Annotated in this window: 17 protein-coding genes and 1 riboswitch; of the genes, 12 read left to right on the forward strand and 5 right to left on the reverse strand. The window is 70.9% G+C overall.

Annotated elements, in window-relative coordinates; genetic code table 11:
* Positions 1-13: 13 nt before the first annotated feature.
* Positions 14-6,034: an Ig-like domain-containing protein gene (locus AB0F70_RS09505; protein WP_357446695.1), complete on the reverse strand. Its 6,021-nt coding sequence runs from the start codon at positions 6,032-6,034 to the stop codon at positions 14-16.
* A 252-nt stretch (positions 6,035-6,286) separates the two neighbouring features.
* Positions 6,287-6,421, reverse strand: coding sequence for a hypothetical protein (locus tag AB0F70_RS09510; protein ID WP_357446698.1), 135 nt, complete (start codon positions 6,419-6,421; stop codon positions 6,287-6,289).
* Position 6,422: 1 nt separating this feature from the next.
* Between AB0F70_RS09510 and AB0F70_RS09515 the strand changes: the two genes are divergently transcribed.
* Positions 6,423-6,764 (forward strand): hypothetical protein, encoded by a 342-nt coding sequence (locus tag AB0F70_RS09515; protein ID WP_357446701.1) that lies wholly within the window; start codon positions 6,423-6,425, stop codon positions 6,762-6,764.
* 55 nt (positions 6,765-6,819) lie between these two features.
* Here the strand turns inward: AB0F70_RS09515 and AB0F70_RS09520 are convergent, their stop codons facing one another.
* Positions 6,820-7,935 carry a substrate-binding domain-containing protein gene (locus AB0F70_RS09520; protein WP_357446704.1) on the reverse strand — a complete coding sequence of 372 codons (1,116 nt, stop codon included), beginning with the start codon at positions 7,933-7,935 and terminating at the stop codon, positions 6,820-6,822.
* A 164-nt stretch (positions 7,936-8,099) separates the two neighbouring features.
* Here AB0F70_RS09520 and AB0F70_RS09525 point away from each other — a divergent pair, with 164 nt between their 5' ends.
* From AB0F70_RS09525 to AB0F70_RS09545, 5 genes are all read left to right on the forward strand, one after another.
* Entirely contained in the window at positions 8,100-10,217 is a 2,118-nt protein-coding gene (locus AB0F70_RS09525) for a beta-galactosidase (RefSeq protein ID WP_357446707.1), read from the forward strand.
* Positions 10,214-11,086: a sugar ABC transporter permease gene (locus AB0F70_RS09530; RefSeq protein WP_357446709.1), complete on the forward strand. Its 873-nt coding sequence runs from the start codon at positions 10,214-10,216 to the stop codon at positions 11,084-11,086. The genes AB0F70_RS09525 and AB0F70_RS09530 overlap by 4 nt, the downstream gene beginning before the upstream one ends.
* A 92-nt stretch (positions 11,087-11,178) precedes the next feature.
* Complete coding sequence (locus AB0F70_RS09535) at positions 11,179-12,000, forward strand: carbohydrate ABC transporter permease (protein WP_357447040.1); 822 nt, start codon at positions 11,179-11,181, stop codon at positions 11,998-12,000.
* 64 nt (positions 12,001-12,064) lie between these two features.
* Entirely contained in the window at positions 12,065-13,426 is a 1,362-nt protein-coding gene (locus AB0F70_RS09540) for a sugar ABC transporter substrate-binding protein (RefSeq protein WP_357446712.1), read from the forward strand.
* A 111-nt stretch (positions 13,427-13,537) separates the two neighbouring features.
* Positions 13,538-15,778, forward strand: coding sequence for an RICIN domain-containing protein (locus AB0F70_RS09545; RefSeq protein ID WP_357446715.1), 2,241 nt, complete (start codon positions 13,538-13,540; stop codon positions 15,776-15,778).
* 44 nt (positions 15,779-15,822) lie between these two features.
* Here AB0F70_RS09545 and thiE read toward each other — a convergent pair whose 3' ends face one another.
* Positions 15,823-16,470 carry a thiamine phosphate synthase gene (gene thiE, locus AB0F70_RS09550; RefSeq protein WP_357446718.1) on the reverse strand — a complete coding sequence of 216 codons (648 nt, stop codon included), beginning with the start codon at positions 16,468-16,470 and terminating at the stop codon, positions 15,823-15,825.
* A gap of 91 nt (positions 16,471-16,561) precedes the next feature.
* Positions 16,562-16,665: riboswitch (TPP riboswitch) on the forward strand.
* On the opposite strand from thiE, the gene thiO reads away from it, so the two are divergent.
* The 6 genes from thiO to AB0F70_RS09580 all read left to right on the forward strand — a co-directional run bounded on the left by thiO (position 16,655) and on the right by AB0F70_RS09580 (position 21,877).
* On the forward strand, positions 16,655-17,878 hold the full coding sequence (thiO, locus tag AB0F70_RS09555; RefSeq protein WP_357446721.1) for a glycine oxidase ThiO: 1,224 nt from the start codon (positions 16,655-16,657) through the stop codon (positions 17,876-17,878). It overlaps the preceding riboswitch by 11 nt.
* Positions 17,875-18,144: a sulfur carrier protein ThiS gene (gene thiS, locus AB0F70_RS09560; RefSeq protein ID WP_357446724.1), complete on the forward strand. Its 270-nt coding sequence runs from the start codon at positions 17,875-17,877 to the stop codon at positions 18,142-18,144. The genes thiO and thiS overlap by 4 nt, the downstream gene beginning before the upstream one ends.
* 2 nt (positions 18,145-18,146) lie before the next feature.
* A complete protein-coding gene (locus AB0F70_RS09565) occupies positions 18,147-18,980 on the forward strand; it encodes a thiazole synthase (protein ID WP_357446727.1) in 834 nt (277 codons plus the stop codon).
* On the forward strand, positions 18,977-20,206 hold the full coding sequence (locus tag AB0F70_RS09570; RefSeq protein ID WP_357446730.1) for a ThiF family adenylyltransferase: 1,230 nt from the start codon (positions 18,977-18,979) through the stop codon (positions 20,204-20,206). Before AB0F70_RS09565 ends, AB0F70_RS09570 begins: the two co-directional genes overlap by 4 nt.
* Positions 20,207-20,244: 38 nt before the next feature.
* Complete coding sequence (locus AB0F70_RS09575) at positions 20,245-20,928, forward strand: hypothetical protein (protein WP_357446733.1); 684 nt, start codon at positions 20,245-20,247, stop codon at positions 20,926-20,928.
* A 64-nt stretch (positions 20,929-20,992) separates the two neighbouring features.
* The gene (locus AB0F70_RS09580; protein ID WP_357446736.1) at positions 20,993-21,877 is read left to right on the forward strand and encodes an HAD family hydrolase; all 885 of its coding nucleotides are present in this window, start codon (positions 20,993-20,995) and stop codon (positions 21,875-21,877) included.
* Here the strand turns inward: AB0F70_RS09580 and AB0F70_RS09585 are convergent.
* Positions 21,865-22,530: a lytic transglycosylase domain-containing protein gene (locus tag AB0F70_RS09585; RefSeq protein ID WP_357446740.1), complete on the reverse strand. Its 666-nt coding sequence runs from the start codon at positions 22,528-22,530 to the stop codon at positions 21,865-21,867. The genes AB0F70_RS09580 and AB0F70_RS09585 overlap by 13 nt on opposite strands.
* Positions 22,531-22,714 lie beyond the last annotated feature (184 nt).

The following is a 22,714-nucleotide window of genomic DNA, read 5'->3' on the forward strand; positions in this document are numbered from 1 at the left end:
CCCCGGTCGCTCGTCAGCCGGCGTTCCAGATCCTGGTCTCGTACCGGACACCGTCGACCATGAACGCGACCTCCGTCCCGTTGTAGCTCCGGCCCATCCAGCAGGAGAGCTGTCTCGAGCCCGAGGCACCGTTCATCGGGTACTTGGGGCTTTCGTCAAACGTCATGGGATGCGTCCCATCGGACCTCTCGTGGATGTCGTGCCACTCCCGCGGCCCGTCGGGCGACGTGTCACCTGCCCAGCACGCGACCTCGCTGGTCGCGTCGAAGCCCTCCCAGTTCACTACCCAGTAGCGGCTGCTGTTGTTCGGCCCTCTGCTCGCCGGGGTCACCCACGCCCTCGGGCTCAGTACCTGCTTCGAGTCGCAGGCCTGCTTGCTCTTCCCGTAGTCGTCGGTCACCGTGACGCAGGCCTGCAGGGTCTGACCAGGGCTGCCGGGCGCTGTCCTGGTGGCGGCCTTGACCGTGCTGTCGATCGCCCCTGACACCACGACCTTGGTGTTCACGCCGTTGTAGCCGTCCGCGTCCCACGTGAAGGACACGTTCCCGATCCCGGCGGTGGCGACCATCGTCGGCTGGATCGGTAGACCGTACGGTGTCTTCGCGTTCGACGAGGCCGACCATTCCGAGCAGGTGTGCGCGTTGCAGGCCTGCACCTGGAACGTGTACGACGTCCCGTTGGCCAGGCTCTTGTGCGTGTACGACGTCCCGGTGCCCGCGTGCTGGGCTTCCCCCCCGTTGGCCCGGACGTTGTAGTACCCGCCCGCGCCGTAGAAGTTGCTGGTGCGGTTCCACAGAACCTCCACCTGGCCGTCGGTGCTCGAGCCGAACCTGGCCGTCGGGGTGCCCACCTGGTCCGGTGTGCCGTGCGGCACCGTCTGGGCGGACTCCGCGCTGACCGGCGACCTACCCGCCTTGTTCTCGGCCACGATCGTGTACTTGTAGGCAGATTCGGTGCTCAGGTCCTGGATGGTCTTCTCGTTGCCGGTCACCGTCATGGTCCTGGTCCTTGTCCCGTCCCGGTACTCGGTCAGGTAGTACCGCCTGATCGCGTCACCGTTGTTGGCCGGGGCCTGCCATCCGACGATGATCTGACCACCGGCAGCGGTCTCCTTCCGGGTGGTGGTCGGCGCCATCGGCTGGGCGGGCTTCGTGGCGGGGGTCTCCGGCACGGACGGGTCGCTCCAGTCCGACGGCTGCTCCGCCTCGTTCTTCGCCTGGACGCGCACCGTGTATGCGGTGCCGTTCTGCAGCCCCGTCCAGACGACCGGACTGGTGGTCTCGCACGTCTTCTGGGTCACGTTGTCGGTCGGCGGCGGGCTGATCTCCAGGTTGACGCACTCGATGGGGGACCGGTCCGTGTACGCCTTGTTCTTCCAGGAGACCGTCAGCTTCTGGTCGCCGAACTTGAGCGTCGGCGGCTCCGGCTTCTCCGGCTTCTCGTCGGGCCGCACCTCGCGGGATGCCGGTGACGGCGCCGAGTCGGCCACCTCGTTGGTCGCGACGACCGTGAACCTGTACTTCACGTTGTTCTTCAGCCCGTCGAACGTGCAGGTGGTCGTGGCGCACCTGTGCTCCTGACCGGTGTTGGTGCGCAGCGTGTAGCTGGTGATCTCGGCGCCGTTGTTGTTGGGCTGGTCCCAGCTCAGCACCACGGTCTCGGAACGTACCTCCTCGATGCGGGGCGCACGTGGAGCGTCGGGCTTGCCCAGCACGGTGAGCATCGCGAAGCCGTCGACCTGGCGGTCCGGGTCCTTGGTGCCGTCCTGCACCGTGTACCGCACCGTCATGACGCCGGTGAAGCCGTCGTCGGGAGTGACGACCACGGCGGAGTCGGTGAACGACACCTTGCCGCCGCCCGCCTCGCTGGCCGCCGCGACCACCTTCAGCGGCGTATCGGGGAACGGGTTGGAGTCGTTCTCCAGGACCGGGACCGTCGACGGCTTGCCCTGGTGCGCATTCGGCACCTTGTCATCGGTCGTCTTCACCTCCGGCCGGGTGGACGGCACCACCTTGACGGTCAGCTCGGCGCGGACGGCCGGGTTCCTGTTGTCGGAGACGGTCATCGGGAGCTGCACGACCGTGCCCTTCGGGACCGCCGCGCCGTCGACCCCGCCGGTCACCGTCGCGCCGGAAACCTCTATCTCCATCCCGCTCTTGCTCTCGACCGCGAAGGTCAGCGGATCCTTGTCCGGGTCAGTGGCGTACCGCGACAGGTCGACCGTCGCTGTCTCGGCAGCCGCGACCTCGAGCACCGGGGTACCGGTGATCTTCGGCGGCTGGTTGTTCGAGGGGACGACGTCGATCGGCAGCGTCAGCACCGCGGTCAGGCCCTTGGCGTCGTCGGGGCCGGTTCCGTCGGTCACCTCGAAGCTGACCGACGCCGCCCCGGCGTAGTCCTCCGCGGAGGTGTACACGACGGTGTCCGCGTCGACCATCGCGACCTTGCCCGCCACGGCCTTGACCGTGTTGTCCTTGGTGATGCGCGGCTTGTGGCCCTCCCGGACCACCACGTAGTCCTTGAGCTCGATGGTGAGCGGGTCGCCGCTGAAGGCCTTGAGCGGATCCAGGCCCGGCTTGATGTGCGGACGTGCCTGGTTGCCCGGCACCCGAACGAACGCCTTGGCCTCCTGGTCGTCCATGTCGGTCACGGTGTACGTGATGACCTGGGCGTCCTCGGTGAGCTGGACCTTTATCGCGTTCGAGTCGGTGACCGTCACACCCTCGAGGCCCGGGTCCACCGTGACGTCCAGGTCGGCCCCCACCCCGTCGGGGTCGGAGTCGTTGTCGAGCACCTTCACCGTGACGCTGGAGGAGCCCTCGACGTTGTCGGCCGTCACCACGTCGTCGTACGCGATGGGGCGCAGCAGCGGTGCGTCCGGGTCGACGTTCAGCGTGATCGCACCGCTGGTGCCCGCCTGATAGCTGTCCTGGATCCCGTAGTAGAACGAGTACGGGGCCGCCTTGCCGGGCGCGGTGATCACGACGTCGTCCTTGACGGCCTTGGGCTCAAGGTCCTTGGTGCCCTCGAAGCCCTTGGCGACCAGGCTGATCTGGTCGCCGTCCGGGTCCGAGTCGTTGAGCAGCGCCGGGATGGCTACGGTGCGCTCCGGCCGGACCGTGGTCTCGTCGTCGATCGCCTGCGGTTCCTGGTTGGACGCCGGGGGTGCCGCGATACCCACCTGGACGACGCCCTGGCCGATCGCTCCGCGGGTATCGGTGACCTGGTAGCTGAAGGTGTCGAAGCCCGTGGTGTCCGAGGCCTGGTAGTCGATGGCCCCGTCCACGATCGTGGCAGTGCCCTTGCCGGGCGCAGCCGAGATGGAGCTGAGCGTCACGTGGTCGCCGTCCGGGTCGGTCCCGTCCAGCGGCAGCGGGATCCGCACGATGCCCTCGCTGAGCACCCGTGCCTCGATGTCCGGCAGCTGCGGGGCGGTGTTCTCCGGCTCGTCCTTGATGGTGATCGTGACCTGCGCGGAGTCCTTCTGGCCGTTGGCGTCCTCGACCTCGTAGACCGCATGGACGACCTCGGCCTTCTGGCCGGCCCGGAAGCGCACGGTGTCCTCGGAGACGAACGCCTCGCCGAGCGAGGACGGCGGTGCCTCCTGCAGCTCGTCGGTGACCTTCATCGCCAGGCCGTCCGGATGGCTGTCGTTCTTCAGCACCGGGATGGTCACCACGTCGCCGACGTGCACGGTCGCCTCGTCCGGACCCGCCTCCGGCGGCCGCATCTGCTCGGACGTCGGGATGGGCACCACGCGCACCTGGCCCGTGACCGTACCCGAGCCGTTCGCGACCCGGTAGGTCACGAGGACGGGCTCGCCGAGCCGCTTGATCTCGGACACCTTCAGGATCTGGTGGTTCAGCACCGACACGTTCACCGGAGCACCGGTGGGCACGTTCACGCCCTGCACCACCAGCACGCCACCCGCGGGATCGGTGTCGTTGGCGAGGACGTCGACCAGGCCGGAGCCGCCGGTCGGCAGCAGCACCTGGTCCGAGACGGCGACCGGCGCACCCGCCTGCTCCGGCGGATCCAGCACGTCCACCCGCACCAGGCCCATCGTCTGCTCGACGCCGTCAGAGATGTAGTACGGCACGTCGTACGAGCCGGCCTGGTCGCTCCGGAACTTGAAGCTCCCCGCCGTCGTGTTCTGCGTGATGCCGGCTCCGGCCGCTTCGGCGACACTCGTCAGCCGCAGCTTGTCGTCGTTGGCGTCGTGGTCGTTCACCAGTGGCTTCACGGTGACCGGTTCGCCGGTCAGCACGGTCACGTGGTCCTGGACGGGAACCGGCGCGACGTTGGCGGCGACGACGTCCACGTGCATCTTGCCCTCGAAGGCGTCACCTTCCGAGTCCGAGACCCGGATATCGACCACCTTGAGGCCCGTGGCGCTGCCGCCGTCACGGAACTCGACGGTGCCGTCCGGGCGGAACCGCACCTCGTCCAGCGGGTCCGCGGTCGTCGCGTCGGAGAGGTAGAGGTCGTCGCCGTCGGGGTCCTGGAAGTAGGGCAGCACCTTGATGCTGGCCAGCCGGTCCTGGCCCACCTGGAGCACGGGTTCGCCGTCGGGCTGGACCGGGGGGTTGTTCTCCGTCAGCGGCACGACCCGCACCGTGGCGTCGGCGATCGCCGTGCCGTTCTCGCGACCGTCGTCGACCTGGTATGTGAACGTGGTCTCACCTGTCGCGGCGTCGGGCACGTCGGCCTGCAGGGCCGCTCCGCCGAGCACGCGGTTGACGGTGATGCCCTCGGGCACGGTGGCGACCGAGGCCGTCAGCACGTCGCCGTCCTTGTCCATGTCGTTGCCCAGGACGTTCAGCACGGTGGTGCGGCCGGGCCGGACGCCGATCGAGTCCTTCTCCGGCACCGGCGTGTTGTTGGCCTTGTTCCGGTCGGCCACGAAGTGGTCGACCTGCATCGCGGTGGCCTCTTCCGACTCGGTCTTGTCACCATCGCCCTTCTTGGGCTCCGTGTAGTCCCAGTCGTCGACCAGCTCGAAGTCGTCGGCGGCCATCCACAGCTGACCGTTCGCGACGTCGTTCAGCACGATGACCTCACGGTTCACGCGGTAGACCAGGTTGGTCGAGGCGTCCGCCCCCGCAAGCACCTGCTGGACGTCGTTGACCTTGCCCGCGCACTCCCGGACGACCTGACCGGGTCCCGACCAGGCACCGTAGACACACCCGCCGAGCTGCACCGGGGCTGACGCGACACTCGACGCCCCGCCCTTCAGCGAGTGAAGGGTGGGGGTCCCGCCCGCCAGCGGCTGGACGACCAGGCCCTTCAGGGTCGCGACCACCACGTTGTCGGTCTCGCCGGACGGCTGCTGCAGCGTGCCCTGTGCCCCCTCGGCCACCTTGACCGTCTCGCCGCCCGGCAGAACCAGGGTCCCGGACTTCTGGTCGAACACCACCGGCTCGTCACCCACCGCGGAGACCTGGGCCTCGGCGTCGGCGCCGAGGGGGAGGCTGACCTCGTCCACGCTCTCGGCGACGCCCTGCTTGCTGGTGGGGATCGTGTAGAGCTTGCTGTCCCTCGGGACGGCAAGGAGGACCGTGCCGTCGTTGCTGACGGCGAGCTTGCCGCCCGATCCTGCCTTGACCGTGGGCTCGAGCTTGTTCTCGTCGAAGGTGGTCGAGCCGAACGGGAGGACCCAGGCCTTGCCCGTCTCCGGGTCGTAGACGGCGGTGGTCGCGGCGCCCGAGGCGACCTGCGCGCCGGGGGGAAGCTTCATCGTGCCGTCGAGCACCAGCTGCCCCGGGTTCACCGGGCTCGCGGAGAAGCTGCTCGTGCTGTTCAGGAGGACGCGCTGTGCGTCCTGCTCCACGTCGAAGGCTCCGGAGCTGGCCAGCAGGACGCCGTCCAAGGCCTTCGCGTCGTAGTTGAACCGGCCTAGCTCGCCCTGCGCGGTCCGCGTCACCCAGACGCCCGCGTCGTTCAGCTCGACGTCGGCTGTCGACTCGCCCTCGTACAGGAGCGCGAAGCTCAGGAGCCCCACCCCGAAGAGGGTCACCACACTGGTCGACACCACGGATCGACGGTCCTTCAACGCGCGTGAGACCAGGCTCATGCGTCCTCCCCATTCCACGAAAGATTGCTCGCCCGGACGGTCCACACAGGCGCAACCGGAGCACCCTACCGAGTACAAAGGTGAAAAGTCGCCGAAATCGATGGGGAGAACTACCCGGAATGACCTTTCTGTCCCGCTGGCGGCCGTGAACGACGGTTGCCCTCTGCGACCTGCGCCGGGAGGATGAGCGACATGACAGCCACCCCGCCTCCGTTACCCCGTCGGGGGCGCGCCGTACGTGGCGTCGTCCCGCTTCTCGCCGTTCTCGGACTCGTTCTGCTGGGCACTGCCGCGGCCGGCTTTGTCGTCGGACGGCGCAGCCTGCCCGTAGCGGACGAGCGCTGACACCGTGACCGACACCACGGACTCGGGCGTCGAGGCGTTGCTGGGCGAGGAGATCGTCGCGCTCGCCGCCGGCACGTTCGTGGCGGCGTTCACCGGTATCGGGCTCGGGCGTGAACAAGCCCAGAGTCAGATCGACAAGGAGCTCCACCGCCGCTTCGGGAAGCCGCGCAGAAGTGGCGACCACTACGCCTACCAGGCGGTCATTCTCCAGATCGTCCTGGTCTGGGAGCAGGCGCGGATCGCAGCGCGGGCACATCTGGGAGTTCTCGTCCTGCTCCCCGACGGCGCCCGGCTGCTCGACGCCACGGACGCGGCCGACGAGCTGCGTTCGCTGCTCGCACGGTGAACACCAGGACGGAGCGCCGGCCGGGGCCGACGTAGGCGCGTATCGACCGCTCGCGCTACGGAGCCGCCGTGCCGGTGGACCGGCGCACGACGAGCTGCGAGATCAGGGCCTCGTCGTCCGCGGGCTCGCGCTGGGCGATGCGTGCCAGCAGGTGCTCGACGGCGCGGCGCCCCTGGGCGACGAAGTCGACCCGCAGGGTCGTGAGCGGGGGAGAGAAGTACGCGGCGTCGGGGATGTCGTCGACTCCCGTGATGCTCACGTCCTCTGGAACCCGCACGCCCCGCTCCCGGAGGGCGAGGAGCGCCCCGAGCGCCATCTGGTCGTTGGCTGCGATGACTGCCGTGAAGTCGAGGCGTGCCGGCAGGGCCGCGATGGCCTCGTATCCCGAGCGTGCGGTCCAGTCGCCGTGCACGACCCCGACGGACACCAGGCCGTGGGCGGCGACGGCGGCCTCGAAGGCGCGGGCCCGGTTGCGGGCCGCCGACCAGGCGGTGGGGCCGGCGACGTGCAGCAGGCGCTGATGGCCGAGCTCAGCCAGGTGGTCGATGAGGGCGGGGAACCCCACGGTGGTGAGCTGTGAGGGATGGTGGCTCGCGAACTCGTCCTCCTCGCCCGCGAGGAAGGCGGGCACCCGGAAGTTCGCGGCGCCGAACGCCTGCGCCATGTGGTCGGTCGAGGCGAGGGCCAGCACGCCGGCGAGGTCGTGCTGCGTGACGGTCTGCAGCGCCTGGTCGATCTCCTCCGGATCACCCATGTCGAGGCTCAGGATGTCGAGCACGTAGCCGGCGTCGCGGGCAGCCTGCGCGGCGCCCTGGATGATCTTGCTCGGGCCGAACTGGTCGAGCTCGTGCGTCAGCGCGCCGATCCGCATCGACCGCCCGGTGGTCAGCGAGCGGGCGGTCAGGTTCGGGCGGTACTCCAAGGCGGCGAGCGCCTCGACGACACGCTCGCGGGTCGTCGGCCGGATGCCCTCGTAACCCTGCAGGAACCGGTGCACCGTCTGGTGCGACACCCGTGCCAGTGCCGCGACGTCGCGGATCGTCGCGGGCCGCCCCAGCTCCTCGGCTGATGCGGCGACCGTGCCGGCACCGGGCGTGACCTCGGACGACAGGTCGTCCCGGGGCGCGTCCCGCGCCTCGCCGGTCTCCAGCGGTGCGGTGCCGTGAGGCATTCGGTCTCCTTCGTCGGCGAGCTCGGATCGTCCCACGGTAGGGCGCGGTAGTACCGATTCGATGTATGTGACCGGTAACAAGTTGGTCTCGGGGCATTGTGACCGGTCACATTTGGCACTAGCGTCACCCGAGTTCCAGCGCACGACAACGGAGTAGCTGCCTCATGGACTTGCACAACCGCCCCGCCCCGCCCCGCCACATGCTGTTCGGCGTGGCGTACTACCCGGAGTACCACCGCCACGGCCGCCTGCAGGAGGACCTCGACCTGATGGTGGCGGCGGGCATCAACGTCATCCGCGTCGGGGAGTCGGTCTGGTCGACGTGGGAGCCGCGCGACGGCGAGCTCGACCTCGAATGGCTCGCACCGGTGCTCGACGCCGCAGGAGCCCGGGGGATCGACGTCATCATCGGCACGCCCACCTACGCGGTGCCGCCGTGGCTGCAGACCGCCTACCCGGAGATCGCCGCCGAACGGCGCACGGGTGAGCCGATCCCGTGGGGTGCCCGCCAGGAGGTCGACTACTCGCACCCCGCGTTCCGTTTCCACGCCGAGCGGGTGATCCGCGCGATCCTCGGTCGTTATGCCTCGCACCCCGCGGTGATCGGCTACCAGGTCGACAACGAGCCGGGCCTCGAGCTGATCCACAACCACGGGACGTTCACGCGGTTCGTGCGGCGGCTGAAGGAGCAGTACCGCGACGTCGAGACCCTCAACGAGGAGTGGGGCCTGACCTACTGGTCGCACCGTCTGGCCGACTGGGACGAGCTGTGGCGGCCCGACGGCAACTCGTTCCCCCAGTACGACCTGGCCTGGCGCCGCTACCAGGCGGACGTCACCAACGAGTTCATCGCCTGGCAGGCGGCCATCGTGGGCGAGTACCGCAGCCCCGGCCAGTTCGTCACCACCTGCCTGCAGTACCCCCGGCGCGCGCTCGACGACGAGCAGCTCGGCAGGCACCTCGACGTGCTGTCCGGCAACCCGTACTACGGCATGCAGGACCATCTGGACGCCAGCATGAGCCTCGCCCAGCCGAACTACTGGAACACCACGGGCGTGGCCGGGCTGCTGCGTCAGGCCGACCGCATGTACTCCTCGCGCCAGGCCCGCTACCTCGTCACCGAGACCAACGCGCAGGCCATCGACGCGTCGCACGCCAACCACCCGCCGTACCCCGGCCAGCTCAAGCAGGCCGCCTACGCCTTCATCTCCCGCGGCGCGGCGATGATCGAGTACTGGCACTGGCACACGCTGCCGTACGGCGCGGAGACCTACTGGGGCGGCGTGCTGCCGCACAGCCTCCGCCCGGGCCGGGTCTACGCGGAGATCGCGGAGATCGGCAACGAGCTCGCCGGCCTCGGGACCACGCTCGACGGGTACGAGCCCGACGCCGACGTCGCGATCCTCTGGTCGAACGCCAGCCGCTTCGCCCTGCAGTTCATGCCCCCGCTCGCCACCGACGGGCAGGCCGAGGACGAGTCGTACGAGCAGATCGTCGACTCCTTCTACCGGGGTGTGACCGACGCGGGCCGGCAGGCGCGCATCCTGCACCTGCCGCAGGCGCACGAGCTGGGCGCCGAGGAGCTGGCCCGCCGCTTCCCGGTGCTGGTCGCGGCCGGCCTGTACATCACCACCGACCTCGACCTGGACCTGCTGCGCCGGTACGCCGCCGCAGGCGGTCACCTGATCCTCGGTCCGCGCACCGCCTACGCCGACGACGAGGCGCGCGCCCGCGTCGCGGTCGCACCCGACGGCCTGCACGACGCCGCGGGCGTCTGGTACGAGGAGTTCTCCAACCTCGACACCGACCTCAAGGTGGTGGCTACCGAAGGCAGCCCGCTCGTCCTGGACGCGGACGCGTCCGCGCGCCGCTGGGTCGACGGCCTGATCCCCGACGGCGCCCAGACCCTTGCCGCGTACGAGCACCCACGGTTCGGCCACTTCCCGGCCGTGGTCACGCACCCGCACGGCAGCGGACGGGTCACTACCGTCGGCACGGTCCCGTCGCCCGCGCTCGCGACCGCCGTCGTGCGGTGGGCCGCGCCCCGAGGGATCGGCGACCTGCTGGCGGGCGACCGCGACCCGGCCGTCACGGTGTCCTCGGGCACCCTGCCCGACGGGCGACGCGTCTGGTTCGTCTTCAACTGGGGCTGGGGCGAGCAGCGGCTCGTCCTCTCCTCCGACGTCCGGGATGCAGGTGCCGACACCGCGCACGTCACCGGATCGCACCTCACCCTCGGGCCGTGGGGCTGCCGGACGCTCGTCGACGAGGCCGGCCGATGAGCCGGAAGAGGGACTGGACGGGCTGGCTGTTCACCTGGCCGTTCGCCTTCGTGTTCGTCTTCGTGTTCATCACGCCGCTGGTCTACGCGCTCTGGCTGAGCCTGTTCCAGAACCAGCTGGTGGGCGGCAACCGGTTTGTCGGCCTCGGCAACTACGTCACGGCGTTCCAGGACCCGAGCTTCTGGGAGGGGTTCGGGCGGGTCTTCGGGTTCCTGCTGATCCAGGTGCCGATCATGCTGGTCCTCGCCATGGTCGCGGCCCTGGCCATCGACAGCGCGCGCCTGTACGCCACCGGGCTGTTCCGCGTGGTGGTGTTCCTGCCCTACGCGGTACCCGCAGTCGTCGCGGTCCTCATGTGGGGATTCCTGTACAGCGACAACTTCGGCCTGACGGCGAGCATCAACGAGTGGCTCGGCGGCAACGTGCTCCAGCCGTTCGCGCGCCAGTGGATCACCGCGTCGATCGGCAACATCGTCACGTGGGAGTTCGTCGGCTACAACATGGTGATCTTCTACTCGGCCCTCAAGACGATCCCCACCGAGCTGTACGAGGCCGCCGAGATCGACGGCGCCCGGGGCTGGCAGGTCGTCAGGGCCATCAAGCTGCCCGCCGTCCGCGGGGCGATAGTGATCGCGACGATCTTCTCGATCATCGGCAGCTTCCAGCTCTTCAACGAGCCGAACGTGCTCCAGCCGCTGGCGAACAACGTCATCACCAGCAGCTTCACGCCCAACATGTACGCGTACAACCTGTCGTTCGCCGGGCAGCAGTACAACTACTCGGCCACCGTCGCGATCATCATGGGCGTCATCACCGCGGTGATCGCCTACGTGGTGCAGATGCGCGGTTCTCGAAAGGAGGACCGCTGATGTCCACCGGTCTGCGCACCATCAACGTCAAGGCCCGCTCAGGCCGGGCCCGCCGGCCCTACTCGGTCACCAGCCCGCGCAAGTCGGTCGCCATGACGCTGCTCATGGTCCTGTTCCTCGTGTACGCGCTCGTGCCGATCGTCTGGCTCGTGGTCAACGCGACCAAGACCCAGCCCGACCTGTTCTCGACGTTCGGGCTCTCGTTCGGGCACTCCTTCGCCCTGTGGGACAACATCGTCGCCACCCTCACTCACGACGACGGCATCTTCCTGCGCTGGCTCGGCAACACCCTGCTCTACGTGGTCGTCGGCGCCGGTGGCGCGACGTTCCTCGCGACGCTGGCCGGCTACGGCCTGGCCAAGTTCCGGTTCCCGGGGCGCGGCGCGTACTTCGCCGTCGTGCTGGGCGCCGTGGCCGTGCCGGGAACCGCCCTCGCCGTGCCCACCTTCCTGCTGTTCAGCCAGATCGGACTGACCAACACCCCCTGGTCGATCATCATCCCGTCGCTGATCAGCCCGTTCGGGCTCTACCTCATCTGGGTCTACACGATCGACTCGGTACCCACCGAGCTCCTGGAGGCCGCGAGGCTCGACGGCGCGGGGGAGATGCGGACCTTCTTCACCATCTCGATCCGCCTGCTGGCCCCGGGCATCGTCACGGTCGCGCTGTTCTCCGTGGTGGCGACCTGGAACAACTACTTCCTGCCGCTGATCATGCTCACCGACCCGGACTGGTACCCGCTGACGGTCGGGCTCAACCAGTGGAGCGCGCAGGCGGCGGGCGTCGCGGCCGAGCCGATCTTCAACCTCGTGGTCACCGGCTCGCTCATCACGATCGTGCCGATCGTCGTGATCTTCCTGCTCCTCCAGCGCTTCTGGCAGTCCGGCCTCAGCGCCGGGAGCGTCAAGCAGTAGCCGACACCCGTCCTTACCCACACTGCCTCACCCTCACCCACCACAAAGACGTGAAGGAAAGACCATGACCAGAGCAGGACGTACCACCCGCACCACCCGCACCAAGGCCGCGGCAGCACTCGCCGCCGCGGCGCTGACTGCCGTGACCCTCGTCGGCTGCGGCTCCGCCGATGCCCCGGGCGCCGACGCCCCGGCCGGCTCGGCCGCCGACCTCGACGCGGCCCTCGAGAAGGGCGGCGAGCTCACCTACTGGACGTGGACCCCCTCGGGCGAGGCGCAGGCGGACGCGTTCATGAAGGAGTACCCGAACGTCACGGTCGACGTCGTCAACGCGGGCACCGCGACCGACGAGTACACGAAGCTGCAGAACGCGATCAAGGCGGGCTCCGGCGCCCCCGACGTCGCGCAGATCGAGTACTACGCACTGCAGCAGTTCGTGCTCTCGGACAGCCTGCTCGACCTGTCGGCCTACGGCCTGGGCGACCTGGAGGACCAGTACACCGCCTCCACGTGGTCGGCCGTCGCCGCCGACGACGCGCTCTACGGCCTGCCGCAGGACTCGGGCCCGATGGTCCTCCTCTACAACAAGGAGATCTTCGACGAGCACGGCATCGACGTCCCCACCACGTGGGACGACTACATCGCCGCCGCCGAGAAGCTGCACACCGCCGACCCGTCGAAGTACATCACCAACGACGCCGGCGACCCCGGCTTCGCGCAGCCGCTGATCTGGCAGGCGGGCGGCCACCCCTACGTGACCGACGGCACCGACGTGACCGTCAACCTGCAGGACGAGGGCACCAAGCTCTGGGCCGACACCTGGAACCAGCTCGTCGAGCCCGGCCTGCTCGCCGACATCCCCACCTGGAGCGACGACTGGTGGAAGGCGCTGGGTGACGGCACCATCTCCAGCATCGTCACGGGCGCGTGGATGCCCGGCATCCTCGAGGGTTCGGTGCCCGACGGCGCAGGCAAGTGGCGGGTCGCACCCCTGCCCAGCTACGACGGCTCCGCGGTGACCGCCGAGAACGGCGGCAGCGCCCAGTCCGTGATCAAGCAGTCCGACAACCCAGCGCTCGCTGCGGCGTTCCTGCGGTGGCTGAACAGCTCCGAGGAGAGCGTCGACGTCTTCCTGGAGCAGGGCGGCTTCCCCTCGACCACCGCGCACCTCAGCTCGCCGGAGTTCCTCGCGGAGGAGCCCGAGTACTTCGGCGGCCAGAAGATCAACGAGGTGCTGGTCGAGGCCTCCGAGAACGTCGCGCCGGACTGGCAGTACCTGCCGTTCCAGGTCTACGCGAACAGCGTCTTCCCGGACACGGTGGGCGCGGCCTACACGGACCACAGCGACCTCAACGCAGGCCTGCAGGCCTGGCAGGAGCAGATCGTCGCGTACGGGACCGCCCAGGGGTTCGGCGTCAACAAGTAACTCAACAAGTAATGCCGCGCAGTGCGCGCGGCGTCAACGGCTGACGCCGCGCGGTACCACCTGCCCGTGCAGCGCTGCACGGGCAGCCGACAACATCCCCGAGGAGGGGGCATGACGTCCAGACCCAAGCTCGTCCTCACCGCATTTCTCACGGTGCTCGTGACGGTGCTGGTGCCGTCCGCGATCGCGCAGGCCTATCGGCCCACCGGCGGCATCGTGTACCAGCTGACCGATTCCGACAAGTGCCTCAAGGGGCGCGGCAACTGCGCCGTCTACCCGAAGTCCACCGAGCTGCCCAGCGGCCGCCTCGTCATGGGATTCGAGAAGGCGACGGTCAACCCGACCAGCGGCTCGGCGGTCGGCGAGACCCTGCCCGTCTACAAGAGCGACGACGACGGCACCACGTGGCAGGCGCTCTCGGCGGTGCGGCCGCCGGCCGAGCTCTCCAGCGACCCCGCCTACGCGAAGTACACGAGCAACTGGGGGAGCCCGTACTTCTACGTGCTGCCGCAGAAGGTCGGCAACCTGGCGTCGGGCACCCTGGTGATGGCGAGCGTCGTCACCGGTGAGGACCACTACTACACGGAGCACAAGGCGGCCGACCCGAGCTGGACGCCGACCAACGACGGTGACCGCAAGGACATGGCGCTCGCCCTGTTCTCCAGCACCGACCAGGGCGTGACGTGGAAGGTGCTCAACGTCATCGCGAAGGGCGGCTGGCAGGGCGGGAGCGCCGGATCGATCGGTACGAACGTCGCCGTGGCCAACACGTACCGGCAGGTGGACCCCGTCTGGGAGCCGTTCCTCATCGTGCGGGACGGCAAGCTCGTCACCTACTACTCGGACGAGAACGACTACCTCGGCTACGACGCCACCACCGGCGTCGCGACCCTGGACCCGGCGAACGACACGGCGCCCGACTCGCACGGCCAGGTGCTCGTCCACCGCACGTGGGACGGCACGAGCGCCGCGTGGAGCGCCCCGGTCATCGACGTGGCGGGCATCCGGGAGACCGTCGGCGGCAAGTCGCTGATCGGCGGCGGCCGGCCGGGCATGACCACCATCGCCCCGACGAGCGACGGCAAGTGGCTGCTCACCTTCGAGTACTGGGCCGGCGGGACGAACACCCGGTACAAGATCGCGAGCGACCCCACGAAGTTCTTCGCCGACGGGGACGCCGACGGCACCGGGGTCGAGGCCCTGGGGGTCACCAGCGGTTCACGCGGGCTGGCGACCGGCGGCAGCCCGGTCATGATCCCGCTGCCCGACGGCCGGATCGTCTACAACGCGAGCCACAGCGGCAACGTCTGGGTCAACCGCACCGGTTCGAGCACCGGCCAGTGGACCGAGTACCAGACCACCGTCGGCTCCGGCTACAGCAGGACCCTGCAGTACGTCACGCGGACCGGACGGGTCGCCATCCTCCAGGGCGCGTGGGGCGGACCGGCCGCCAACGCGGTCATCCGGTACGGCGAGGTCGACCTCGGCCGTTCGGCGGGCGCGTACTACCAGCTCGTCAACCGGAAGACCGGCCAGGTGATCGGCACGGGCAACCACAGCAACGACGCCAACATCGGCAACGCCGACGTCCCCGACGTCGTCCTGGAGGCGGCCGGTTCGGCGTCCGACGGCGACACGCAGTTCTGGCACGTCGTCACGAAGCCCAACGGGGCGGTGGCCCTGCTCAACAAGTCCGGCGGACGGGCAGCGGGCATCTGGACCGGGACGCCGTCCGCGGGCCAGAAGGTCGGTCAGTGGGTGGACGACACGGAGTCCGGGATCTGGAACCGCGTCACCACCAGCGACGGGTACACCCGGCTGCAGGCGGCCGCGAGCACCGGGCTGTACCTGACCGGGGCGACCGCGGGCGGTCAGCTCACGCTCCAGGCCGCCGCCTCGGACGGCTCGCAGGACTGGACGCTGGTCGAGCAGCGGCCCGAACGTCTGGTGAACCGCAACAGCGGCAAGTGCCTCGACGTGAACGCGAGCTCGGTCGCCGACGGCGGCATCGTCCAGCAGTGGACGTGCACCGGCGGCGCCAACCAGCAGTGGCAGGTCCAGGCGGTCGCCGGCGGTTACGTCCAGCTCACGAACGGCGCCAGCGACCGGTGCCTGGACGTGAACGCGGGCTCGACCGCCGACGGCGGGACGGTCCAGCAGTGGACGTGCACGGGCGGTACCAACCAGCAGTGGCGGGTCCAGGCGGTCGCCGCCGGGCACGTCCAGCTCGTCAACCGCAACAGCGGCAAGTGCCTCGACGTCGCCGCGTTCTCCACCGCGAACGGCGCGAAGGCGCAGCAGTGGACGTGCACCGGCGGGACCAACCAGGCCTGGCAGCGCGTCACGTCGTGACGGCCTGACGACCTGCTGGCCCCGGACGGCCCTGGGGCCGCGCGCTACCGGTCCGCGTTCGTGATCCTGCGACGCAGACCGGCGGCCGCGGCCCGCGGGTCGTCCGCCTGCGTGATGGCGCGCACGACGACGACGCGGCGGGCCCCGGCGTCGAGCACCTGGTCCAGGCGGGCGTCGTCGACCCCGCCGATGGCGAACCAGGGTGTGGCCGGCTCCTTGGCGGCGACGTCGCGGACCAGGTCGACGCCGACGGCGGCGCGGCCCGGCTTGGTCGGCGTGGTCCAGACGGGTCCTACGCAGAAGTAGTCGACGCGGGGGTCGGCCTCGGCGGCCAGCGCCTGGTCGAGGGAATGGGTCGAGCGGCCCAGCACCGGGCCGTCGCCCAGCAGGGTCTGCACCGCGCCGGACGGCAGGTCACCCTGACCCATATGCACAACGGGCGCACCGGTGAGCCGCGCGATGTCGGCCCGGTCGTTGACCGCCCACAGCGCGCCGTGCTCGGCGGCCACCCGGGCGACGAGCGCGTGGAGCTCCGTCTCGCGTGCCGTCTCCAGGGACTTGTCCCGGAGCTGGACGACGTCGACGCCGCCCTCCAGCGCCGCGTGCAGGAACGGTTCCAGGTCGCCGGTGTCCTGACGGGCGTCCGTGCACAGGTACAGGCGGGCGTCGGCGAGCCGGGTGCGGGGGTCCATGGGCGGGATTCTAGGTCGACGCACCGACAGGCCGGTCCCGCGACGCCTCGTGCACAGGTGTCCCGGAGCGGCTGCCGGGCGGGGTTATGGTTGTCGCGTGCACGGGAGCCCCGGACGGGGCTGAGAGGGCGCAGGGCGCCGACCGTCGAACCTGATCTGGGTCATGCCAGCGAAGGGAGAACACGTGAGCAGTCACGCGTGCGACGTCCTTGTCGTCGGCGGGGGCGTCATCGGCCTGACCGCTGCCTGGCGTGCGCTCGAGGCCGGGGCGAGCGTCGTCGTCCTGGATCCGTCGCCCGGCGACGGCGCCACCCACGCCGCCGCGGGCATGCTCGCGCCGGTCATGGAGGCGGGCTTCGGGGAGGAGGCGCAGGCGCGCCTGGGCACCGCCTCGCTCGCGCTCTGGCCGGCTTTCGCCGAAGCGCTCGAACGCGCGGCGGGGCTGCCGGCGGGCGCCGTCGGCCTGGAGACCGCAGGGACGCTCGCCCTCGCCTACGACGGCGACGACCTGGTCGAGCTGCGCCGAACGCTCGCCCTGCACCGGGAGCTCGGTCTCGCCTCGGCGGAGATCACGCCCGCCGAGGCGCGGCGGCGCGAGCCCGGTGTCGGGGCCCGGGTGGCGGGTGCGGCGTGGGTCCCGGGTGACCACCAGGTGGACCCGCGTGCGGTGCATGCGGCGCTCGCCGCTGCTGCCGCGCGGGCGACCCTCGTGCCCCGCGCCGCGGTCTCGCTGACCTGGGCGGACGGCGCAGTCGTCGGCGCGCTCGACGGTACGGGCACCACATACACGGCGGGGACCGTGGTCCTGGCCGCCGGCCACGCGAGCGCGTCGCTGTACGCGGGCGCGCCCACCAGGGCCGTACCCGGCACAACCCTGCGCCTGGACGCCGCCGCCGACCGGTCGCCCGCGGTAGTGGTGCGCGGCACCGTGCAAGGCCGCCCCGTCTACGCGGTGCCCCGCCGGGTACGGCCCGACGGGCGGCGTGAGCTGGTCGTCGGTGCGACGTCGGACGAGCGCGACGACGACCACCTGACCCGCGCCGGCGACGTCTTCGCGCTGCTGCGCGACGTCCGGGCCCTGCTGCCAGAGCTCGACGACGCGGTCCTCCTGGAGGCCGTCACCCGGTCCCGGCCCGCCAGCCCGGACAACGCACCACTCCTGGGCTGGGCGGCCGACGGCCTGTGCCTGGCCACGGGGCACTACCGCAACGGCATCCTGCTCACCCCGCTGACGGCGGCCGCCGTCGACGAGGCGCTGGGTGGGGCGCTCAGCGGGGCGAACGGCCGGCCGGAGGTCAGGGCCGCCGTCGAGGCAGCAGCCCGGTACGCCGACCCGCGCCGGTTCGCCGACGCAGACACGACTGCACCCAGGACTGCACCCACGACTGAACGAGGAGGCACAGCATGACCCCAGCACCGTCCGCCACCACCGGAGCACAGGCTCCCGGGGCGCCCGGCGCCGCCGTCGTCAACGGCGAGCCGTACCCGCTCGACGGCCCGCTGCCGATCGCCGACCTGGTCGCCCGCCTGCTGCCCGGCCTCGTGGTCGACGGCGCACCGCGCGGCGTCGCAGTCGCGCTGGACGACGCCGTCGTGCCGCGCAGCGCCTGGGGCACCACGTACGTCCGGCCCGGCGACCGCGTCGAGGTAGTCACCGCCGTGCAGGGAGGCTGAACATGCTGAGCACCAACGACACACCGTTCACCATCGCGGGCACGACGCTCGGATCACGCCTGGTCATGGGCACCGGGGGAGCGGCGAGCCTGCTCGCCCTGGAGGACGCCCTCGTGGCGTCGGGCACCGAGCTGACGACCGTCGCGATGCGCCGCGTGTCCCGGCCCCGGCTGTTGGCCGACCCCGCAGCCGCCGGCGACCCGTCCGTCTGGGGGCTGCTCGAGCGCCTGGGCATCCGCGCCCTGCCCAACACCGCCGGCTGCTTCTCCGTGCGAGAGGCGGTGCTCACCGCGCAGCTCGCCCGCGAGGCGTGCGCGACGAACTGGGTCAAGCTGGAGGTCATCGCCGACGACGTGACGCTCCTGCCCGACGTCATAGGCCTCGTCGAAGCAGCCAAGATCCTCGTCGACGACGGATTCACCGTGCTGCCGTACACCAACGACGACCCGATCACCGCACGCCGCCTGGAGGACGTCGGCTGTGCGGCGGTCATGCCGCTGGGCTCGCCCATCGGCTCGGGGCTGGGCATCGCCAACCCGCGCAACATCGAGGCGATCGCCGGCGCGGCTTCGGTCCCGGTGATCCTGGACGCGGGGATCGGCACGGCGTCGGACGCGGCGCTCGCGATGGAGCTCGGGTGCGACGGCGTCCTGCTCGCGACCGCCGTGACCCGCGCGGCCGACCCGGTGCGGATGGCGCACGCGATGCGGCTCGCGGTCGAGGCGGGGTACGCAGCGGCCCGCGCGGGCCGGCCGCCGCGGCGGGAGCGCGCGCTGGCGTCGTCCCCGGTCGGCGGCCTGGTCGCCGTCGGCGACAACCTGGACCTGGCGCTGTGACCGCTCTGCCGCCGCTCGTCGAGCCCGGCCGCGAGCTGAACCGTGACGAGCTGGCCCGGTACGCGCGCCACCTGGTGCTGCCCGGGATGGGTACCGAGGGGCAGCGTCGGCTGGCGAGCGCGCGAGTGCTCGTGGTGGGCGCGGGCGGCCTCGGCAGCCCTGCGCTGCTCTACCTCGCCGCGGCGGGCGTCGGCACGCTCGGCATAGTGGACGACGACCTCGTCGAGACGTCGAACCTGCAGCGTCAGGTCGTCCACGGCGTCTCGGACCTGGGATCGCCGAAGACCGCGTCGGCGCGCGCGACGGTCGCGGAGGTCAACCCGCACGTCCACGTCGTCGAGCACCGGGAGCGGCTGACCGCCGCCAACGCGCTGGACGTGCTCTCCGGCTACGACCTGGTGCTCGACGGGACCGACGCCTTCGCCACCCGCTATCTCGTCTCCGACGCCGCGGAGGTGCTGGGCATCCCGTGCGTCTGGGGCGCGATCTACCGGTTCACGGGGCAGGTCGCCACGTTCTGGGGCGCTCCACCGGCCGGCGTGGAGGGCGTGACCTACCGGGACGTGTTCCCGGAGCCGCCACCGGCGGGCGCCTCGCCCGACTGCGCGACGGGCGGCGTGCTCGGCGCGATGTGCGGGACCCTGGGCTCGGTGATGGCGACCGAGGCGATCAAGCTCGTCACCGGGCTGGGCGAGACCCTGCTCGGGCGGCTCGCGACGTACGACGCACTGGCCCTCACCTGGCGGCACCTCACCGTCCGGCGCGATCCGGCCCGGGCACCCGTCACGGCGCTGCTGGCCGGCACCGGCACAGGTACCGGCGACGCCGACCCGTACGCGGTGTTCTGCGGGCTGTTGCTGCCGGACGGTTCGGAACCCGCGGACGGTGCGGCGAGCACGGCGCGGACGACGGTGGGGGAGCTGGCGGCGCTGCGCGCGAACGGTTCGGAGCCCGCTGTGCTCGACGTGCGCGAGCCCTGGGAGATCGAGCTCGCCGCGCTCCCGGGCGCACGGCCGGTCCCCTCGGGAGCCTTCGCCGGTGACGGCGCGGGGGCCGTGCTCGACGACGTCGCGGCCTGGGCGGCGGGCCGCCCGGTGCACGTGCTGTGCAAGTCGGGGGCCCGGTCGGGCCGCGTGGCCCGGCAGCTGCGCGAGACAGGGCTCGACGCCCGGTCGGTCGAGGGCGGCATGGACGCGTGGCTACGGGAGTCAATCGTGAGCAAATAGGGTGCAAATAGCGCGCAAATAGGGTCATAATCATCCGTATGACGCTCGCCCAGGTAAGGCCAGGTCTCTTCGGCTGGCCGACGTTCTGGTTCCTGTACGTCGCCGCCGGCAACCTCGGTGCCATGGCAGGCGCTCTGGTGATCGTGGTGCCGCTCATCGCGCTCGGGGATTCCCCCGCGCAACCCGTGCTCAGGGTGGTCGGTACCACGCTCTGGATCGCCGCCATCGTTCTGGCGGTCCTCTGGGCGCACCCGAAGATCGTGCGCTTCATCGACCGGGCGCACTTTCGCCTGACCGAGGACCACCTGTACCTCGGCCGGGGGGACAAGGTGACCGTCGACCTCCGCGACGTGACCGACGTCTGGTTCGGCACCCGCGCCTCCGGCGGCTCCGCAACGAGATCGGCGACCCGGCACGGCTACCGGGTGCTGGTGCTCCGCCTGGCGAATGGGTGCTTCGTGCCGGTCTCCCCGCCGCCGGGGTTCTTTGTCGGCGGCGAGAGCGTCGATTCGCCCGACATGCCGGTCGAGGCCGTCGTGCGCGGTGGGAGCGACCTCATGACGGGGCTGCTCACCAGGCTGGAACCCGTCCTCCGGGACGGGGACGAGATGCCGTGGCGGATGCGCGACCTCACCGGGCCCGCCGACGTCAACTGGGTGTACGGCCCGGGCGCACCACAGCTCCCGAAGGGTTCGAGAATGCCGAACTGGACCTTCGTCTGACCGCCGCGGGCCGAGCGATCCGGGAAGTGCTGTGACATCCGGTCGCCCAGAGCGTCTGAGAGGCATGACGCCGACGACAGGTACCGTGACGCCGTCCTCCACCGACCCGCAGCGGGCGACTGTGCCCGTTCCCGGGACCTTTCCTGGAAGGGACGCCGCGGCCGGCGCCCTGATCGCGCTCGACATCGACGGCACCCTGTCGGCGGGCGGCATGACCGTCCCTGCCGTGACCGTCGAAGCAGTGGAGGACGTGCGGCGGGCCGGGCACCACGTGGTGCTGGCCTCGGGCCGGTCCCTGGTCGGTGTTCTCCCCGTCGCCCGCCGGCTGGGTATCGACCCGGGCTGGGTCGTCGCGTCCAACGGCGCGGTGGTCGCGCGTGTCGGTGCTGCCCTGTCCGGCGGGTTCCGGCTCGAGACGGTGCACGCCTTCGACGTCGAGCCGGTGATCCGCCTCGCTCGCGCTGCCCTCCCCACCGTCCAGGTAGGTGTCGAGGAGATCGGCTGGGGCTACCGGGTCAACCGGTTCTTCGACCCGAGCCTGGTGAACGGGGAGCAGCGCAGCGTCCCCGACCCGGACCTGTGGGACGTGCCCGCGTCACGCGTCATCCTCCGGGGCGCCGGCGCCCTGGACCTGATCGGGCCGCTGCGCGCGCTGGGTGTCACCCCCACCCCGGCCGGCCCCGACTGGCTGGACGTCACGCCGCGCGACGTGAGCAAGGCGACGGCACTCGAGCGGATCCGCGAGCGGATCGGCGTCGACCCGAGGCGGACCGTAGCCGTGGGCGACGGCGTCAACGACCTGGAGATGATCGCGTGGGCGGCTCGCGGCGTCGCGATGGGCCACGCGCCGGTGGCCGTCGTCGATGCCGCGGACGAGGTCACCGGGACGTTGCACGAGCACGGCGTCGTCACGGTCCTCCGCACGCTGACCGCGCGTCACGAGGCCTGAGGCTGCTCCGCGTACGACCCGGCGAGGTCTGCCACGTCGTTGGCGTACGACACCGAGCGGTTGTAGGCCGCCAGCGCGGTGGCCCACCCGTCGTCGGTGGTGACGTCGCCGCCGCTCTCGCACAGGTAGTGGGCGGCGGTCAGGGCCGCGTCGTCGATCTGGTGCGGATCGGCCTCCCCGTCGAGGTTGCCGTCCTCCGCATGGTCCGCCCAGGTGGCCGGGATGAACTGCATCGGGCCGACGGCGCGGTCCCACTCCGCGTCCTCGTCGAGCTCGCCGTCGTCGGTGTCGGTGATCGCCATGACGCCCTCGCTGCCGTCCAGCGGGATGCCGATGATCGCCGGGCGCACCGTGCCGTCGTCGCCGGTGCGCGCCCCGAGGTAGGTGCCGTGCACCGACTCGACCATGCCGACACCCGCGAGCGTGTTCCACCCGATGCCGCACTCCGGCTGCGTCCGTGCCAGCCGCAGGGCCGCGCCGGCATAGGCCGCCAGGGCGCGTGGCGGGATCTCGGTGCGCTCCGCGGCGTCCGCCAGCCAGCCCGCGTGCGCCAGCTCCGCGAGGGGGACCTCGTCGACGTCGCCTCGGCCGGCCGCCTCGGGAAGCTGCTGGAGCGGCGCGGGCGCGTGGGCGAGATCCGGCGGCCACGTCATCCCGCCCGTGCCGCAGCCGGTCAGCAGCAGCGCGGCCGCGAGCGGGACGGTCCAAGTACTTGCTCTTCGAGTGATGATGCGTCTCCGAGGTCTGGGGAACCGGCCGGCAGGCGATGGCCCCCTGGCGCTCGCCGTGCTTTCCCCGAGACTATGGCCAGGTGAGACCGATCTGGCATACCCCGAC

It is taken from the genome of Promicromonospora sp. NPDC023805 (assembly GCF_040639635.1).
In the GTDB taxonomy this organism is placed as follows: domain Bacteria; phylum Actinomycetota; class Actinomycetes; order Actinomycetales; family Cellulomonadaceae; genus Promicromonospora.

What these genes read in the sequence shown, in the direction of transcription:
- thiS (WP_357446724.1), top strand. Translation starts at nt 17,875, where the DNA reads ATGACCCCAGCACCGTCCGCCACCACCGGAGCACAGGCTCCCGGGGCG.
- AB0F70_RS09575 (WP_357446733.1), top strand. Translation starts at nt 20,245, where the DNA reads ATGACGCTCGCCCAGGTAAGGCCAGGTCTCTTCGGCTGGCCGACGTTC.
- AB0F70_RS09530 (WP_357446709.1), top strand. Translation starts at nt 10,214, where the DNA reads ATGAGCCGGAAGAGGGACTGGACGGGCTGGCTGTTCACCTGGCCGTTC.
- AB0F70_RS09580 (WP_357446736.1), top strand. Translation starts at nt 20,993, where the DNA reads ATGACGCCGACGACAGGTACCGTGACGCCGTCCTCCACCGACCCGCAG.
- AB0F70_RS09535 (WP_357447040.1), top strand. Translation starts at nt 11,179, where the DNA reads ATGACGCTGCTCATGGTCCTGTTCCTCGTGTACGCGCTCGTGCCGATC.
- thiE (WP_357446718.1), bottom strand. Translation starts at nt 16,470, where the DNA reads ATGGACCCCCGCACCCGGCTCGCCGACGCCCGCCTGTACCTGTGCACG.
- AB0F70_RS09545 (WP_357446715.1), top strand. Translation starts at nt 13,538, where the DNA reads ATGACGTCCAGACCCAAGCTCGTCCTCACCGCATTTCTCACGGTGCTC.
- AB0F70_RS09520 (WP_357446704.1), bottom strand. Translation starts at nt 7,935, where the DNA reads ATGCCTCACGGCACCGCACCGCTGGAGACCGGCGAGGCGCGGGACGCG.
- AB0F70_RS09565 (WP_357446727.1), top strand. Translation starts at nt 18,147, where the DNA reads ATGCTGAGCACCAACGACACACCGTTCACCATCGCGGGCACGACGCTC.
- AB0F70_RS09525 (WP_357446707.1), top strand. Translation starts at nt 8,100, where the DNA reads ATGGACTTGCACAACCGCCCCGCCCCGCCCCGCCACATGCTGTTCGGC.
- AB0F70_RS09585 (WP_357446740.1), bottom strand. Translation starts at nt 22,530, where the DNA reads ATGACGTGGCCGCCGGATCTCGCCCACGCGCCCGCGCCGCTCCAGCAG.
- AB0F70_RS09540 (WP_357446712.1), top strand. Translation starts at nt 12,065, where the DNA reads ATGACCAGAGCAGGACGTACCACCCGCACCACCCGCACCAAGGCCGCG.